This is a genomic window from Nitrospirillum iridis, assembly GCF_014205765.1.
Taxonomy (GTDB): domain Bacteria; phylum Pseudomonadota; class Alphaproteobacteria; order Azospirillales; family Azospirillaceae; genus Nitrospirillum; species Nitrospirillum iridis.
Genome location: NZ_JACIIZ010000001.1, coordinates 429,469 through 446,164, shown reverse-complemented (window position 1 = coordinate 446,164; position 16,696 = coordinate 429,469). Strand labels below are relative to the sequence as shown.

10 protein-coding genes and 1 other RNA gene are annotated in these 16,696 nt (G+C 67.9%); 9 read left to right on the top strand and 2 right to left on the bottom strand.

Going from position 1 to position 16,696, the window contains the following annotated elements:
* The first annotated feature begins 31 nt into the window (after positions 1–31).
* The gene (locus FHS74_RS01905) at positions 32–3,886 is read left to right on the top strand and encodes a CHASE domain-containing protein (protein ID WP_211106033.1); all 3,855 of its coding nucleotides are present in this window, start codon (positions 32–34) and stop codon (positions 3,884–3,886) included.
* A gap of 75 nt (positions 3,887–3,961) precedes the next feature.
* Positions 3,962–4,391, top strand: an RNA gene (gene rnpB, locus FHS74_RS01900) — RNase P RNA component class A.
* A 177-nt stretch (positions 4,392–4,568) separates the two neighbouring features.
* Here rnpB and FHS74_RS01895 read toward each other — a convergent pair.
* Positions 4,569–5,522 carry an HD-GYP domain-containing protein gene (locus tag FHS74_RS01895; RefSeq protein ID WP_184796916.1) on the bottom strand — a complete coding sequence of 318 codons (954 nt, stop codon included), beginning with the start codon at positions 5,520–5,522 and terminating at the stop codon, positions 4,569–4,571.
* Positions 5,515–7,755, bottom strand: coding sequence for a PAS domain-containing hybrid sensor histidine kinase/response regulator (locus FHS74_RS01890; RefSeq protein ID WP_184796914.1), 2,241 nt, complete (start codon positions 7,753–7,755; stop codon positions 5,515–5,517). The genes FHS74_RS01895 and FHS74_RS01890 overlap by 8 nt, the downstream gene beginning before the upstream one ends.
* Positions 7,756–8,571: 816 nt before the next feature.
* Between FHS74_RS01890 and FHS74_RS01885 the strand changes: the two genes are divergently transcribed.
* From FHS74_RS01885 to mraY, 7 genes are all read left to right on the top strand, one after another.
* A complete protein-coding gene (locus FHS74_RS01885) occupies positions 8,572–9,111 on the top strand; it encodes a division/cell wall cluster transcriptional repressor MraZ (protein ID WP_343066831.1) in 540 nt (179 codons plus the stop codon).
* Complete coding sequence (gene rsmH / locus FHS74_RS01880) at positions 9,108–10,091, top strand: 16S rRNA (cytosine(1402)-N(4))-methyltransferase RsmH (protein WP_184796912.1); 984 nt, start codon at positions 9,108–9,110, stop codon at positions 10,089–10,091. The genes FHS74_RS01885 and rsmH overlap by 4 nt, the downstream gene beginning before the upstream one ends.
* A complete protein-coding gene (gene ftsL, locus FHS74_RS01875; protein ID WP_184796910.1) occupies positions 10,088–10,789 on the top strand; it encodes a cell division protein FtsL in 702 nt (233 codons plus the stop codon). Before rsmH ends, ftsL begins: the two co-directional genes overlap by 4 nt.
* The gene (locus FHS74_RS01870; protein WP_184796908.1) at positions 10,786–12,537 is read left to right on the top strand and encodes a peptidoglycan D,D-transpeptidase FtsI family protein; all 1,752 of its coding nucleotides are present in this window, start codon (positions 10,786–10,788) and stop codon (positions 12,535–12,537) included. The genes ftsL and FHS74_RS01870 overlap by 4 nt, the downstream gene beginning before the upstream one ends.
* A 113-nt stretch (positions 12,538–12,650) precedes the next feature.
* Positions 12,651–14,132: a UDP-N-acetylmuramoyl-L-alanyl-D-glutamate--2,6-diaminopimelate ligase gene (locus FHS74_RS01865; RefSeq protein ID WP_343066830.1), complete on the top strand. Its 1,482-nt coding sequence runs from the start codon at positions 12,651–12,653 to the stop codon at positions 14,130–14,132.
* Positions 14,129–15,598 carry a UDP-N-acetylmuramoylalanyl-D-glutamyl-2,6-diaminopimelate--D-alanyl-D-alanine ligase gene (locus FHS74_RS01860; RefSeq protein ID WP_184796907.1) on the top strand — a complete coding sequence of 490 codons (1,470 nt, stop codon included), beginning with the start codon at positions 14,129–14,131 and terminating at the stop codon, positions 15,596–15,598. Before FHS74_RS01865 ends, FHS74_RS01860 begins: the two co-directional genes overlap by 4 nt.
* A gap of 10 nt (positions 15,599–15,608) precedes the next feature.
* Complete coding sequence (gene mraY / locus FHS74_RS01855; protein ID WP_184796905.1) at positions 15,609–16,694, top strand: phospho-N-acetylmuramoyl-pentapeptide-transferase; 1,086 nt, start codon at positions 15,609–15,611, stop codon at positions 16,692–16,694.
* The last annotated feature ends 2 nt before the right edge of the window (positions 16,695–16,696 follow it).

Sequence of the window (16,696 nt, the reverse complement as noted above, 5' to 3'; positions counted from 1 at the left end):
GCCCCTTGGAAATAGTGGGAGCCTAAAAGGCATGCCTGGCGTTAATCTCGACGGAGCCCCGCCGGCCGGGCCGACCCAGCCCAGGATGATTGGTCCGCGCGCGCTGTTGGCCGTGGCGCTGGTACTGACCTTGCTGGCCACGGGCGCTGCCGTCTGGCTGACCCACCTGCGCAATCTTGAACACGTCACGTCGCGGATGGCCGATGAGACATCCGAGCTGACCGGCGACCTGGGCCAACGGCTGACCACCTATCAATACGGTTTGCGAGGCGCGCGGGGCGCAGTCATCGTCGGTGGCGTGGACGACATGACACTGGCGTCCTTCCGCCGGTACATGGCCACCCGCGATCTTGAGCGGGAATTCCGCGGAGCGCTGGGCTTCGGCTTCATCCGCCGCGTGTCGCCGGCGGATGAGCAGGCGTTCGTCGCCGGCATGCGGCGGGACGGGCGCCCCGAATTCCAGGTCCGGCAACTGTCGCCCCACGATGATGAGCGCGCCATCATACAGTTCATCGAGCCAGAGGCCCCCAACGCGCAGGCGGTGGGCTTGGACATCGCCTCCGAAACGCATCGGCGCGCGGCGGCGGAAGCGGCGATGCGCACCGGCGAGCCCACCCTCACCGCCCCGTTGTCCCTGGTGCAGGCGACCGGCAGGCCGGCCAAGGGCTTCCTGCTGCTCATGCCCATCTACCGCCCCGAAATGCCTACCGGCACGCCGGAGGAACGGACCGTCGCGGCCATCGGCTGGTCCTACGCGCCGCTGATCATCGATGACGTTTTGGAAGACCTTGATCCGCTGGAGGCTGACTTGGCTTTCAGCATTCGCGACGTGACCGACACGCCCGACGGGCCGGCCTTCTATAACACCGGGGGTGACGTCGCTGACAGCGACCTAGCCCAGCCGATGGACCAACGGCTCAGCCTGTATGGCCGCCGATGGGTGGTGACGTTCCAGGCGCGCGAGTCGTTTCTTGAGAAGTCGAACCTGACCCCTCCCTGGTTGACCGGCATGGTGGTCGGCACCGTGGGCCTGCTTCTCTCCATCCTGCTGCATCTGTTCGTCGGGCACATCGGCCGGCGGCTGCAGGCGGGACAGGAAAAGGCCCGCCAGGCGGCGATGCTGGAAACCGAGGTGGCGCTCCGGACGGCCGAATTGCGGGAGCGGGAGGAACGGTTCAAGGCCCTGACCGAACTATCCAGCGACTGGTACTGGGAGGCCGACCGGGACGGGCGCTTCACCGCCATGTCCCAGGGGGTCACCCGCATCGGCCTGGCCCCCAAATCGCTCATCGGCAAAAGCCGGCGCGACTTGGCCGCCGACCCGGCCGACCCGGGTCTGCATGAGTATGAGGCCATGATCCGGCAGGGGCGGGCATTCCGCGATTTCGGCTATGAATTGATGGGCGATGACGGCCACCTTCGCCAGATCGTGGTCAGCGGCGTTCCCATCCAGGATGAGGCGGGGCGCTGTGTCGGTTTCCGCGGAACCGGCCGGGACGTTACCGAGCAGCTGCGGGCGGAACGCGCCCTGGTGGCCAGCCAGCGCTTCCTGAACACGGTGGCCGACAACATTCCCGGCATGGTCGCCTATTGGGACAAGGATCTGCGCTGCCGCTTCGCCAATCGGTATCACCTGGAATGGTTTGGCAAACGGCCGGACGAGATCATCGGCCACGGCATGCGTGAGATGATGGGCGAGGAGCTGTATGCCCTGGAAGAGGATGGGTTGCGCGGGGTCTTTCAAGGAAAGGCTCGGCAAATCCACCGCCGCCTGCTGAAGGCGGACGGGGAGGTGGGCCACGCCTGGGTGCACCAGATACCCGACATCGACGCCAACGGCGAGGTGATCGGCATGTTCGTGCTGGTGACCGATGTGACCCCCCTGAAACGGGTTGAGGAGGAATTGCGCACCTCCGCCACCCGCCTCGCCCTGGCGACCAAGGCCAGCGGCGTGGGCATCTGGGAATTTGACCTGGCCACCCGGCGGATGACCTGGGATGACCGGATGTACGAATTGTTCGACCTCCCCTCCTCAAACGGCGACATCCAGGCGGGTTGGCGGGCCCGTTGCCTGGAAGAGGACAGGGCCAAGGTCGAGGCCGCGTTCGCCCGGACCTTGCAGGATCACGTCGACCTGGATCTGGAATTCCGCATCCTCGATTCCCAGGGGGGCCTGCGCCACTTCAAGGGCGTGTCCGTGACCGACCGTGACCCCCAGGGCCAACCCGTCCGGATCATCGGCGTCGACTGGGACATCACCGCGACCCGTGACCGGGAGGCGGCCCTGGTGGCGGCCCAGGCCGCGGCCGAAAGCGCCAGCCGGGCCAAAAGCGATTTCCTGGCCAACATGAGCCATGAAATCCGCACCCCCATGAACGCCATCCTGGGGCTGACCCATCTGCTGCGACGGACGTCGCTGACGACCGAACAGCAAGATTTCGCCGCGAAGATCGCGCAATCGGGGCAAGGGCTGTTGGCCCTCATCAACGATATCCTGGACTTCTCCAAGGTGGAGGCCGGGCGGCTGGAGATCGAAGCCACCCCCTTCCAACTACCCGACCTGTTGAATTCCCTGGCGACCATCATGGCAGTCAACGCCGGCGACAAGAGCCTGGAACTGGTGATCAATCAGACGCCGGAAACGCCCAATTCCCTCGTCGGGGATCGCTTGCGCCTGCAACAGGTCCTGATCAACCTCACGGGCAACGCCATCAAGTTCACCGCCGCCGGCACCGTGACGTTGACGGTCGAACAGGCGGGAAGCACGCCGGAGGGCGTGCTGCTGCGCTTCACCGTCAAGGACAGCGGCATCGGCATCGCCCCCGAAATCCTGCCTTCCCTGTTCACCGCCTTCACCCAGGCCGACACCTCCACCACCCGGCGGTTCGGCGGCTCCGGATTGGGATTGGCCATCAGCAAACGCCTGGTGGAACTGATGGGCGGCCAGATCGGCGTGGACAGCGTGCCGGGAAAGGGCAGCACCTTCTGGTTCACCATCCCGTTCGGGCTGGGACCGGAGCCGCGCGCCGCCCGGTTGCCCAGCCTGCCGCTGGACATCCTGATCGCCGACGACAACGCCATCGCGCGCCAGGTCCTGGCCTCCATCGCCACGTCGCTGGGCTGGAGCGTCGAGGCGGTGACCGACGGGCGGGAAGCGCTGGAACGGGTCCGGCATCACAATGTGACGCACGTGCCGTTCGATGTGCTGCTGCTGGATTGGAAGATGCCGGACACGGACGGCCTGGCGGTGGCGCGGGCGGTGCGCCATCTGGAAACGGCGCCGCAGCCGCCCATCATCATCATGGTCACGGCCCATGACCAGGACGAGTTGCACCGTACCGCCAGCAAGACGTCGGTTGATGCCATTCTGGTGAAGCCGGTCACCGCCTCCACCCTTCATGACGCCGTCATGGAGGCGCGCGCCCGCCGCGCCCAGCCCCTGCCCCCGCTTGAGACCCCACGCCCGTCCCCCGCCGTTTCGGATCGGGGCAGGCTGCGGAACGTCCGGCTGCTGGTGGTGGAGGACAACCCCGTCAATCAGCAGGTGGCGCGCCTGACACTGCAGGCCGAGGGCGCGACCGTGACCCTGGCGGGCAATGGGCAAGAGGCGCTGGACATGCTGGCGACCGATGGCCGCGCCTTCGATCTGGTGCTCATGGACGTGCAGATGCCGGTGATGGACGGCTATGAGGCCACCACCCGCCTGCGCCAGGACCTGGGCCTGACCAGCCTGCCGGTGTTGGCCCTTACCGCCGGCGTGATGGCGGAGGAGCGGGTCCGGGCGCTGGCGGCGGGGATGAGCGACTTCATCGCCAAGCCTTTCGATTTGGATCAGATGCTGGAGACCATCCAGCGCCACCTGCCCGGCGGGGGCGGGGCGCGCTGACCGCGCCGATAATCCACGCCCATGCCCCATGCCAGGCTTGCATCACGGCGACCATGCGCCTAGGGTCGCCGCCTGCCAGACGGTCGGATGGCCGCCTTCCGGCAATGGTGAAAGCCGCCGGGGGGAGGAAAGTCCGGGCTCCACGGAAGAACGGTGCCAGGTAACGCCTGGCGGGGGCGACCCTAGGGAAAGTGCCACAGAAAGCAAACCGCCCGCCGCCCGCCTCTTCGGGGGATCGGGGGGCCGGCAAGGGTGAAAGGGTGCGGTAAGAGCGCACCGCGCCCCTGGCAACAGGGGCGGCATGGTAAACCCCACCGGGAGCAAGACCGAATAGGGGCGGCACGGCCGGGAAACCGGCCAAAGCATCTTCCGAGCCGCCGCCCGGGTAGGTCGCGCGAGGCGCCTGGCGACAGGCGTCCCAGATGAATGGCCATCCCACGGCCGCCGCCCCTTCACGGGGGGACGGGCCGCAGGACAGAACCCGGCTTACAGACCGTCTGGCAGATTTCCCGCCTGCGTCAGTGAAACTGATAAGCGGCACGAGATTTTGACTCGTGCCGCTATAGCCCGCGACTGCGGGCGCCGGAGCTTTCCGGGGAGCGGAGCGGACTGGAAAGCGAGGAAGCCAAGCGACCGGATGGTCGCGCCCGGCGATTGAGGGACGGCATTTGACCGGTCACGATCAAATGCCGTTGGTGTGAGGCGGCTCCGCCGTCACCGCCTTCAGGAAAAGCGGCACCAGCAGGGGGTCGAAATGCTGGCCCGCCTGATCCTCGAGATAGTCGACCACCTCATCCCGTGACCAGGGTCGCTTGTACGGGCGGGGGGACAGCAGCGCGTCATAGACGTCGGCCAGGGCGACGATGCGCCCCTCGATGGGAATGGCGGTCCCCGTCAGGCCACGGGGGTATCCCGTGCCATCCCATTTCTCGTGGTGGCAAAGGGCGATGCTGGCCGCCAGACGCATGAGGGAGGACCCGTTGGTACCGATGATGGCGGCACCGCGTTCCGGATGGGTCCGCATCAGCGCCATCTCCTCGGCGTCCAGCCGCCCGGGTTTCAACAGGACACGGTCGGGAATGCCGATCTTGCCGATGTCGTGCATCGGCGCCGCCAGCCCCATGGCACGGCAGGCATCGTCGCCCCAGCCCAACGCCCGGGCCAGCATTTCGGAGTAGTGGCCGATGCGGCGCACATGATCGCCGGTTTCCTGGTCCTTGTATTCGCCGGCGACACACAGCCGGTCCAGGATGGCGGCCTGGTCGACCAAGGCGATGTGGGTCCGCACCCGGGCCCGCAGCAACGGAGCCGAAACCGGCTTGGCGACGTAGTCGACCGCCCCCGCCTCGAAGCCCCTGGCCTCGTCATCAACGGCCCCCATGGCGGAGACGAAGATGACCGGGATATGGCCCAGTTCGGTATCCGCCTTCAGCCGCCGGCAAAGCTCATACCCGTCCATGTCCGGCATCATGATGTCCAGCAGGATGAGATCGGGCCGATGCCGCCGGGCCGCGGCCAGGGCCTCCTGCCCGTTCTTGGCGTAAACCAGCGCGTAGGTGTCGGACAGGATGTCGCGGAGGACCTGCAGGTTCACCGCCTCGTCATCCACCACCAGTATTTTCCACAACTTATGCATGACCAGGGCATCCTTGATCGGCGGCCGCCGCCTCGGTCCAGCGCGTGGCCAGTGTTTGGTCGAGGGTGGCGGCCACCGCGCGCGCCTGCGCGAATTCAAATTCCCCCACCAGCCGCCGAAAGCACCGCACGGCCAACTGATCCAGCCCGGCGGCGCCCAGCCGATCCAGTACCGGCTCGATGATGTCGGGATCGTCACTTTCCAGCGCGGTGCGCAGGGCGGCCAATTCTTGACGCACCGGCGCCGGAACCGTGACGGCGGTGGATAGGGGCTCGGGCGCCGCCATGGCCATCGGCGGCGACCCTGCCTTGTCGGGCACCAGCCGCAGCATCAGTTTGGCCAGCGTGTCGAAATTGATCGGCTTGGTGACATACGCGGTCATGCCGGCGGCAAGGCAGGCGTTGCGCTCGGCCGGTCCCTCGTCGGCGCTGAGCCCGATGATGGGCAGCCGGCTGCCGCCGCCCCCTTCCAAGTCGCGGATGCGGCGAGTCGCCTCCTTGCCATTCATCCGCGGCATCTGCACGTCCATGAGGACAAGGTCGAACCGTTGCCGGCGCACCAAGTCCACCGCGGCGGCGCCATCGACCGCGGTGGTGACCGCATGGCCCCGCCCCGTGAGATGGATGTTGGCCAATTCCCGATTTTCCGGCACGTCGTCCACAAGCAGGACGCTCAGCGGGTGGCATGCCGGGCCGGGGAGAGGCGCGGCACTGTCCGCCAGCTCCCGATATTCCTCCTCCCCGGCCAAGGATTGAAGGCTGTCGGCCGCGGCCGGCAGCCAAAGCTGGACACGGAAGGTGCTGCCCTGACCCAGCTGGCTTTCGACACGGACCGTGCCACCCATCAGTTCGGCCAATTCCTTGCAGATGGACACGCCCAGGCCGCTGCCGCTGAAACGACGGGTACGGCCACCATCCACCTGGAAGAAGCGGTCAAAAATGCGTTCCGCCTGATCAGCGGCCATGCCGATGCCCGTGTCCGCGACCACCAGTTCGACCATGCAGGCACCATCCACCGCGCCGGCGGACAGGATGACGCGCCCCGCCTCCGTGAACTTGATGGCGTTGCTCAGCAGGTTCTGGACGATCTGCCGTACGCGGGCGGGATCGCCGATGCGCGCCGGGGGAAGGTCGGGACCGAAATGTAGTTCCAGCGTCAGGCCCCTCTCCAACGCCTTGTCCCGCACCTGGTCCAGGCAGGCGCGCAACAGGTTGCGGAGATCGAAGACGACAGGCTCCAGCAGCAGGCTGCCGCTCTGCAGCCGGGACAGGTCCAGGATATCGTTCATCAACGCCAGCAGCGATGTCGCGGCCTTGTGCGCCATCCGCAGCTGTCGCCGAATATCCGCCGGGATATCGCGTTCCAGCACCAGCCCGACAAAGCCCAGGATCGCGTTCATGGGCGTGCGGATCTCATGGCTCATGTTGGCCAAGAAGCGGCTTTTGGCCTGGTTGGCCTCGTTGGCCTCCTTCAACGCCGCTTCCAACCGGCTATTGGCCGCCGCGATTTCCCGCGTGCGTTCCACGACCTGCGCCTCCAGGCTGCGGCGGTATCGCTGCAATTCATCCACGGCGCGTTTGCGGTCGCTGATGTCCCGGGCGATTTTCGAGGCGCCGACGACCCGCCCCGTGGCATCGCGTATGGGCGACACGGTCACGGAAACGTCGATATCGTGACCATCCTTGTGACGGCGCATCGTATCGAAATGGCCCACCGTCTCGCCACGGCGGATGCGCTCAAGAATGACGGCCTCATCGCCCCGCAACTCCGGCGGAAAGAGGGAAATGACGGGCAAGCCGATGACCTCGCTGGCCGTGTAACCGAACAGGTGCTCCGCCCCGGGGTTCCAGCTGGTGATGACCCCGTCCAGTGTCTTGCTGATGATGGCATCGTTGGAGGAGGTGACGATGGCCGCCAGGATGGCGCCGGCCCGTTGCGCCTCCTCCAGTTCGGCGACGCGGCGGCGTCCCTCTTCCGCCGACGCGGTGGCGGCGACGGCGGACCGCGTCGCCCGTTCCCGCGCCCGGTGGAGGCGGACAACGTATAAGGTGAGGGTGACGAGGAACCCCAGGAGCAGCAGGACGGCGGCCGTCGTCGCCGGCGCCCATATCTCCGCCAGGATCGCCGCCGCCGCCAGCAGGCCGGCGAAGGTCGGAAGCAAGGCCAGGGAACGGCATCGGGCCACGCGGCGCAGCATGCCGTCCAGGGCGGCAAGGAAGGTTTCTGCGTTCAATGAGACGGTCCGCCGCAATAGTCCAGGGTCGGGTCGGTTTCCCCCGCCCCGTCATACAGCGCCACTGCTTAATTTTATCTTGCGGCGCCGGCCCTGGGCGCCCGCCGATACTGGCGCAATGGAATAGGTCTGCTTCTCCCGTGGAACAACGGACGCTCAGGGGAAGGAGGCAGGCGGACGCGGCGGACCAGAACGGGACCCTGCGGCGCACACCGCGCAAGGCCTGGCCGCCACCGCGTCACCCGAGGCCGCCCCGGGATGGGATGGCATGGGAAAACGCGCCCCGAACGGCGTGACTCCGGCCCCTCCTGGGTGGGCATGGGATTCCCGGGCGGTTTTGGGCGGGCCATGGGAAATCATGGGAAAGTTCCGATAATCGCCCGCTTGCCGCTATATATGGCGGCCTATGACCTTTTGATCACCATATTTGGTGCCACTGCCTAGCCTGGCGAGTACTTGGGCATAAAACCGCAACCGAATAACAAGAATGGCATACCCAAAAGATTTCGCCGTCTTTTAACTAACGGTTGCCCCCACCCCACCCTTATCCACAGGATAGGTACCCCCTGCCCAAAGGCTATTAGATTCCGCAGGAATCCACGAATATATGGCCAGGGCACCTACCCGTTCGATTTAGACCGGGGCGAAAGAAGAAGCGTTGTCCACAACTGTGGAAAAGCGCCCTGTGGACAAGCATTGGCCCGTCGTCCCATTGACGCCCATACCATCCCATGTTACCCCATATGAACCCAAAAACAGGGCGCGCACGCCTGTCCGGTCTTACCCGGAGGTGCCGCGCATTCTGAGTTGGGGCTGGTGCCGGATCGGTGGGGCGCGGAGGCGCTGGAGACGCGGGGATCGATGGGCTTGTTCCTGTCCACATATGTGAACAAGGTCGACAAGAAGGGTCGGGTTTCAGTCCCGTCTTCCTTCCGCGGCGTCCTTGGTGGACAGACGGAACTGATCGTCTTCCGGTCCCTGCAGGCCAACGCCATTGACGCATGCAGCGTCGACTACATGGACCGCCTCTCCGAGGCGCTGGACAACCCCAACATGCCGGATGACATGCGTGACCTTATCGAGACCACGGTGTTCGGCGGCTCCGTCCGCCTTGCACTGGACCCGGAGGGTCGCATCGTCCTGCCGGAGGCGTTCATCGCCTTCGCCGGGATCACGGAGGGGGCCGCCTTCGTCGGGCGCCGCCACACCTTCCAGATCTGGGATCCCGACGCGTTGAGCGCCCATGAGGCCGCCAGCCGCGACCGCAGCCGCGCGCAGAACATCTCGCTCTCCACCATCCTGGCCCGCACCAATTCGGTGTTGGCGGCCGGTTCCAACGGCGGGGGGGCGCAATGAGCGACACGGATACCGCGACCAGCGCCCCGATCCACATCCCCGTCCTGCTGGCCGAAGTGCTGGACGCGCTGGCCGTGCGCGCCGGCGGCGTTTATGTCGACGGCACCTTCGGCGCCGGCGGCTACAGCCGCGCCATCCTCGAGGCGGCGGACTGCCAGGTGGTGGGTATCGACCGCGACCCCGCGGCGATCCAGCGGGCGGCGCCGCTGCTGGCCCGCTTCCCCGGTCGCCTGCGCATCATTGAGGGGCGGTTCGGCGACATGGCCGAGCTGCTGGCCGCCAACGGCATCGGCCCGGTGGACGGCGTGGCCCTGGACATCGGCGTCTCCTCCCCCCAGATCGACGACCCGTCGCGCGGCTTCTCCTTCCGCTTCGACGGCCCCCTGGACATGCGCATGAGCCTGAGCGGCCCCACCGCCGCCGACGTCGTCAATGAATATGCCGAGGCCGACATCGCCACCATCCTGTGGCGCCTGGGCGAGGAGCGCATGTCCCGCCGCGTGGCCCGCGCCATCGTCGCCGCCCGCGCCACCGCCCGAATCGAGACCACGGCGCAACTGGCCGACATCATCCGCAGCGTCGTGCCCCGGTCGAAGAAGGATGGCATCGACCCCGCCACCCGCAGCTTCCAGGGCCTGCGGCTGCATGTGAATGATGAGCTGGGCGAACTGGACCGGGGCTTGGCGGGTGCCGAGCGGGTGCTGGCGCCCGGCGGGCGGCTGGCTGTCGTCTCCTTCCATTCCCTGGAGGATCGGCGGGTCAAGGACTTCCTGCGCCAGCGCAGCGGATCGGAAGGCGCGCCCTCGCGCCACATGCCGGCGGCGCACGCCGGCCCGGCCCCCAGCCTGCGCCTTCTGGGTCGCGGGGGGGTCACCCCCGGCGAACCCGAACTTCGCCATAATCCGCGCGCCCGATCAGCCCGGTTGCGCGCCGCCGAACGCACCACCGCCCCCGCCTGGCCCATAGGAGAAGCAGCATGATAGGCAAGTCCACGCTCGTCTGGCTGTGCCTCGCCACCGTCGCCAGCGGCATCCTCTATCACACCAGCTACCGCGTTCAGGAAGAGCAGGAGCATCTGTCCTCGCTCAACCGCCAGATCCAGCAGGAGCGTCAGTCCATCCAGGTGCTGCGCGCCGAATGGGCCTACTTGAACGATCCCACCCGGCTGGAGCGGCTGGCGACCGAGCATTCCACCCTGCGCCCCACCAAGGCGGCACAGATGGTGGCGCTGGCGGCCATCCCGGACAGGCCCGAGGCGCCCGCCCAGGCGGTGCCTACTCCGGCGCCGTCCACACCGACGCCCGCGGCACCCGCCAGCCAGCCCGCGACCAAGCCGGCCCCGGCGCCTGAATCCACCTACGTGGCCAGCGCCGCCCCGGCGCGACCCCAAACCATGGTCGTGGCGCTGAAGGCGCCGGACGTGCAGACGGCCACCCCGGTCAAGGCCGGCGGCGGCAAGCCCGCCGCCACGCCAAAGGCGACCAAGCCGGTGGAGCGGCCGGCGGACCGGGTGGACAGCATCGGCGCCCTGATGGCCAGCCTGGACGCGGCCCCGCCGGTCAAGGGCAAGGTGACATTGGCATCCGTTGGCGCGTCCGCCACCGCCGGCCAGAAGAAGGCGCAGCCCATCCTGGTGGCGGAGCAGACCTTGAGCGCCAAGCTGGGAGCGGCCCGATGAGTGACGCGCCCTTTTCCCTGACCGGGTTCGACATCGCGGGCATGGAGCGCATCCAGGCCCCCCGATCGGAGGGCCGGGTGCGCCTGAACAACCCGGCCACGCACGCGCTGGAACAGGGTCGGTCGCGCCTTCTGGTGACGGCCGCCCTTTTCGCCTTGGCGCTGGGGGCCATCGGCGTCCGCCTGGCGGACACCATGGTGTTCCGCCGCGAGGTGGAAGCGCCGACCGCGGACAGCGCCACCGCCCGGCCGGCGCCCATCACCCGCGCCGAAATCACCGACCGCAACGGGGTGCTGCTGGCGACATCGCTGGCGACCGCGTCGGCCTACGCCGATCCCAAGCTGATGATCGACGTCGAGGACGCGGCGCGCAAGCTGGTGGCCACCCTGCCCGACCTGGACTACCGCCAAGTCCTGAAGGACCTGAAGGGTGACAAGCGCTTCGTCTGGATCAAGCGCAACCTGACGCCGCGGCAGGAGTTCGAGGTCAACAAGCTGGGCATCCCCGGCGTGTTCTTCCAGCAGGAGGAGCACCGCATCTATCCGCAGGGCAGCCTGACCGCCCACCTGATCGGCCTGACCGGCATCGACAACAACGGCCTGATGGGCATCGAACAGTCGTTCGACAAGCGGCTGCGCGAGAAGCCGGAACCGCTGCGCCTGTCCATCGACGTGCGCCTGCAGCACATCATGCGCAAGGAGATCACGCAGGCCATCCAGGACTTCAACGCCATCGGCGGCGCCGGCCTGATCATGGACGTGAAGACGGGCGAGCTGCTGTCCATGGTCAGCCTGCCCGACTTCGACCCCCAGAACCCCGGCGAGATGAACGACGAGTCGAAGTTCAACCGCGCCACGCTGGGCGTCTATGAGATGGGTTCCTGCTTCAAGATCCTGAACACCGCCATCGCGCTGGAATCCGGGACCGTGAAGCTGCACGAGAGCTTCGACACCAGCCATCCGCTGAAGATCGGCCGCTTCACCATCCATGATGACGAGCCGGTGAATTACTGGATGGACGTGGCCGACATCTTCCGCAAGTCGTCCAACATCGGCTCCGCCAAGATGGCGGAAAAATTCGGCATCGACGTCCAGCGCGAATATATGGGCCGTTTCGGCATGCTGAAGGCCCCGTCGCTGGAGATCCCCGAGGTGGGTGGCCCGCTGGTGCCCAACCCGTGGCGGCCCACCACCTTGCTGACCGTGGCGTTCGGCCATGGCCTGTCCGTGAGCCCGATACAGATGGCCACCAGCGTGGCCGCCGTGGTCGACGGCGGCATCATGCGCCCCGCCACCCTGCTGAAGCGCGACCCGGGCGCCGACATCCCCGAGACACGCGTGATCTCCCCCCAGACCTCCGCCACCCTGCGCAAGCTGATGCGCCTGGTGGTGACGGAGGGCACGGGCAAGACGGCGTTCGGCACCGGCGAACTGAAGGCCGCGGACACCCTGGACTATCTGGTGGGCGGCAAGACCGGTACCGCCGAAAAGGTCAGCGGCAAGGGATACGCGCGCAAGTCGCTGCGCTCCTCCTTCGTCGGCGCCTTCCCGATGACGGATCCCCGCTATGTGGTTTTCGTCATGGTGGATGAGCCGCATGGGAATAAGAAGAGCTTCGGCTTCGCCACCGCCGGGTGGGTCGCCGCCCCGGCGGTGCAACGCATCGTCTGGCAGGCCGCCCCCTTGCTGGGGGTGAAGCCGGTGGTTCGCAACGACCCCGAGGTGTTGCAGGCCATGGCCATCAATTAACCGCCCCCTTCCTTATCCATCCCAGAGATGGGGCACCTGACAAGGGTGGGGGTCGACCGATGCCGGAGCGCGCGCTATCAACGCCGCCCCGGCATCCCGTGTGAGAGGGACCCTTGCGTCTTACCGATCTGATGGCATCGCGCACCGAAATCGCCGTATCGGCGCTGGCCCTGGAACGGGACCCCGAGATCACCGGCCTGACCGCGGACAGCCGCGCCGTCAGGCCGGGCATGCTGTTCGCTGCCTTGCCGGGCAGCGCCCGCGACGGGCGCGACTTCATTGCCCAGGCAGTGGCCGCGGGCGCCGTGGCCATCCTGGCGCCCAAGGGCACCGCCCTGCCCCAAAGCTTGCCGCATCCCGTCACCCTGATCGAGGACGCCAATCCCCGGCGGCGCTTCGCCCTGTTGGCGGCGGCCTTCTACAAGCGGCAGCCGGCGACCATCGCCGCCGTCACCGGCACCAACGGCAAGACCTCCACCGCCCAGTTCACCCGCCAGATGTGGTCGCTGCAGGGGCACCAGGCCGGCGCCATGGGCACGCTGGGCCTGATCGCCCCTGGCTTCCCGCGTGAGGACAGCCTGACCACGCCCGACCCCGTGGCCCTGCACGGCACGCTGTCGCGCCTGGCCGACGGCGGCGTCACCCACCTGGCGATGGAAGCCAGCAGCCACGGCCTGGACCAGTTCCGCCTGGATGGCGTGCTGGTCACCGTGGGCGGCTTCACCAACCTGACCCGCGACCACCTGGACTACCACGGCACCATGGAGGCCTATTTCAAGGCCAAGGCCATGCTGTTCGACCGGGTGATGCCGCGCGGGGCCACGGCCGTGGTCAACGCCGACATCCCGGAATTCCAGGCCCTGGCCGACCTGGTGCGCGCCCGCAAGCAGACGCTGATCGGCTTTGGCGAGCAGGGACGCGACCTGGGCGTCAAGGCGCTGCGCCCCCTGCCCCACGGCCAGGCGCTGACGCTGGAGGTCATGGGTACCACCCATGACATCGTCCTGCCCCTGGTCGGCCGCTTCCAGGTGTGGAACGCGCTGTGCGCGCTGGGCATGGTCATCGGCAGCGGTGCCGAGCCGCAGGCCGCCTCCGGACTGCTGTCGCAGCTGGACGGGGTGCGCGGCCGGCTGGAACTGGTCGCCACCCTGGACAACGGCGCCGCCATCTATGTCGACTACGCCCACACCCCCGACGGGCTGGAGACGGTGCTGAACAGCCTGCGTCCCCATGCCGAGGGCCGCCTGTCCGTCGTCTTCGGCTGCGGCGGCGACCGTGACCGGGGCAAGCGCCCCATGATGGGTGCCATCGCCGCCCGCCTGGCCGACAGCGTCATCGTCACCGACGACAACCCCCGCACCGAGATCCCGGGCGCCATCCGGGCCGAGGTGATGGCCGGTTGCCCCGATGCCACGGAGGTGGACGACCGCGCCGCCGCCATCGCGCAGGCCATTGGCGCGCTGAAGGCCGGCGACGTGCTGGTCATCGCCGGCAAGGGCCATGAGCAGGGCCAGATCATTGGCAAGGAGGTGCGGCCCTTCGATGACGCCGCCGTCGCCCGCGGGGTGCTGGGCCTGCCCGGGGGAACATCATGACCGCGCCGATTCCCGAAAGGAAAGTGCTGTGGACGGCGGCCGATGCCGCCGCCGCCGCCAACGCCCGGACCCAGGGCCCCGACTGGGTCGCGACCGGCGTGTCCATCGACAGCCGCACGCTCAGCCCCGGCGACCTGTTCGTCGCCATCAAGGGCCCGAGCTTCGACGGCCACGGCTTCGTCGTCGGCGCGCTGGAGCGGGGGGCGGCCGCCTGCCTGGTGAGCCGAGTGCCGGACGGGGTGGGAACCGACGCCCCCCTGCTGATCGCCGACGACACGCTGGCCGGACTGGAGGATCTGGGCCGCGTGGCCCGGGTGAACACCGCCGCCAAGATCATCGCCGTCACCGGATCCGTCGGCAAGACCAGCACCAAGGAAATGCTGCGCGCCTGCCTGGCCGCCCAAGCCCCCACCTTCGCCACCGAAGGCAACCTGAACAACCACTGGGGCGTGCCCCTGTCGCTGTCGCGCATGCCGGCCGACGTGCGCTATGGCGTGTTCGAACTGGGCATGAACCACGCGGGCGAGATCGGCCCGCTGTCGCGCATGACGCGCCCGGACATCGCCATCATCACCACGGTGGAAGCCGTTCACCTGGAGTTCTTCGCCTCCGTCGAGGCCATCGCAGACGCCAAGGCCGAGATTTTCGAGGGCATGTCCCGCCAGGGCACGGCGGTGCTGAACCGCGACAATCCCCAATACGCCCGCCTGCTGGCGGCGGCCCGCACCCGGGGCATCGGCCATGTGCTGAGCTTCGGCGCCACCGCCGGGACCGATGCCCGGCTGATCGACCTGGACCTCTCCGACACCGGCTGCGACATCACCGCCGAGATCCAGGGCCAAGTGGTGCGCTACACCCTGGCCCTGCCTGGCCGGCACCAGGCCATGAACAGCCTGGCCGTGCTGCTGGCCGTCTCCGCCGCCGGCGGCGACGTCCAGGCCGCCGCCGTGACGCTGGCCACCCTGACCCCGGTCAAGGGCCGGGGCGTGCGCCAGGTGGTGGATTTGCCACCCAACGGCGCTCATGCCGGCGGCGGCGTCACCCTGATCGACGAAAGCTATAATGCCAGCCCCGTCTCGGTGGCCGCCTCCGCCGCCGTGCTGGGCCATACCCAGCCGGGTCCCGGCGGTCGCCGCGTGGCGGCCCTGGGCGACATGCTGGAGCTGGGCGCCGATTCCCCCAAGCTGCACGCCGGCTTGGCCGATGCGCTCATCGCCGCGCAGGTGGATCTGGTCTTCACCTGCGGCCCCAACATGCGCCACCTGTTCGACCAGTTGCCGGCCGCGCGCCGCGGCGCCCACGCCGCCACCAGCGCCGACCTGGCGCCGCTGGTGGCCGGGTCCGTGCGCGCCGGCGACGTCATCATGATCAAGGGGTCCGCCGGCAGCCGCATGGCCAAGGTGGTGGACGCCCTGCAGGCCCTGTCCCACCCGTCCCCCTCTACCCCCGCCGTCTCCGGGAGCTAAGATCCGTCTCATGCTGTTCAACCTGCTGTTCCCGCTGGCCGACGAATTCCAGCTGTTCAACCTGTTCCGGTACATCACCTTCCGGACGGGCGGAGCCATGCTGACGGCGCTGATCATCAGCTTCCTGATCGGCCCCGGCGTCATCCGCTGGCTGAAGTCCATGCAGGGGTCGGGGCAACCCATCCGCACCGACGGGCCGGAGACGCACCTGAAGAAGAAGGGCACGCCCACCATGGGCGGCCTGATGATCATGATCTCGGTCCTGATCTCCACCGTGCTGTGGGTGGACGTCACCAACGCTTACACCTGGATCGTCCTGCTGGTCACCGTTGGCTTCGGTCTGGTGGGCTTCGGCGACGACTTCCTGAAGCTGACCAAGCGCAACACCAAGGGCCTGTCCGGCCGCGGCAAGATGGTGGCCATGATCGCGGTCGCCGGCGTCGCCACCGCCTGGTACCTGCAGGTGGCGCAGAGCCCGCTGGACACCGGCCTGACCGTGCCCTTCCTGAAGGACGTGCTGATCCCCCTGGGCTACCTGTTCGGGCCCTGGGCCGTGTTCGTCATCGTCGGATCCAGCCATTCGGTCAACCTGACCGACGGCCTGGACGGCCTGGCCATCGTGCCCATCATGATCGCCGCCGCCAGCTTCGGCCTGATCGCCTATCTCTCGGGCAACGCCGTCTTCGCCAACTACCTGCAAATCCACCATGTGCCGGGCACGGGCGAACTCGCGGTGTTCTGCGGCGCGCTCGTGGGCGCCGGCCTGGGCTTCCTGTGGTTCAACGCGCCGCCGGCCATGGTGTTCATGGGCGACACCGGCTCGCTGGCCATGGGTGGCGCGCTGGGCACCGTCGCCGTGATCACCAAGCATGAGCTGGTGCTGGCCATCATCGGCGGCCTGTTCGTGCTGGAGACCGTGTCCGTCATCGTGCAGGTCGCCAGCTTCAAGATGACGGGCAAACGGGTGTTCCGCATGGCGCCCCTGCACCATCATTTCGAGAAGAAGGGCTGGTCGGAGCCGACCGTCGTCATCCGTTTCTGGATCATCGCCGTCATCCTGGCGCTGGCCGGCCTGTCCACCTTGAAGCTGCGTTAACC

Excerpts from the sequence above, each read along its gene's own strand:
- FHS74_RS01905 (WP_211106033.1), top strand. The coding sequence starts at position 32 with ATGCCTGGCGTTAATCTCGACGGAGCCCCGCCGGCCGGGCCGACCCAG.
- rsmH (WP_184796912.1), top strand. The coding sequence starts at position 9,108 with ATGAGCGACACGGATACCGCGACCAGCGCCCCGATCCACATCCCCGTC.
- FHS74_RS01895 (WP_184796916.1), bottom strand. The coding sequence starts at position 5,522 with ATGCATAAGTTGTGGAAAATACTGGTGGTGGATGACGAGGCGGTGAAC.
- FHS74_RS01870 (WP_184796908.1), top strand. The coding sequence starts at position 10,786 with ATGAGTGACGCGCCCTTTTCCCTGACCGGGTTCGACATCGCGGGCATG.
- ftsL (WP_184796910.1), top strand. The coding sequence starts at position 10,088 with ATGATAGGCAAGTCCACGCTCGTCTGGCTGTGCCTCGCCACCGTCGCC.
- mraY (WP_184796905.1), top strand. The coding sequence starts at position 15,609 with ATGCTGTTCAACCTGCTGTTCCCGCTGGCCGACGAATTCCAGCTGTTC.
- FHS74_RS01860 (WP_184796907.1), top strand. The coding sequence starts at position 14,129 with ATGACCGCGCCGATTCCCGAAAGGAAAGTGCTGTGGACGGCGGCCGAT.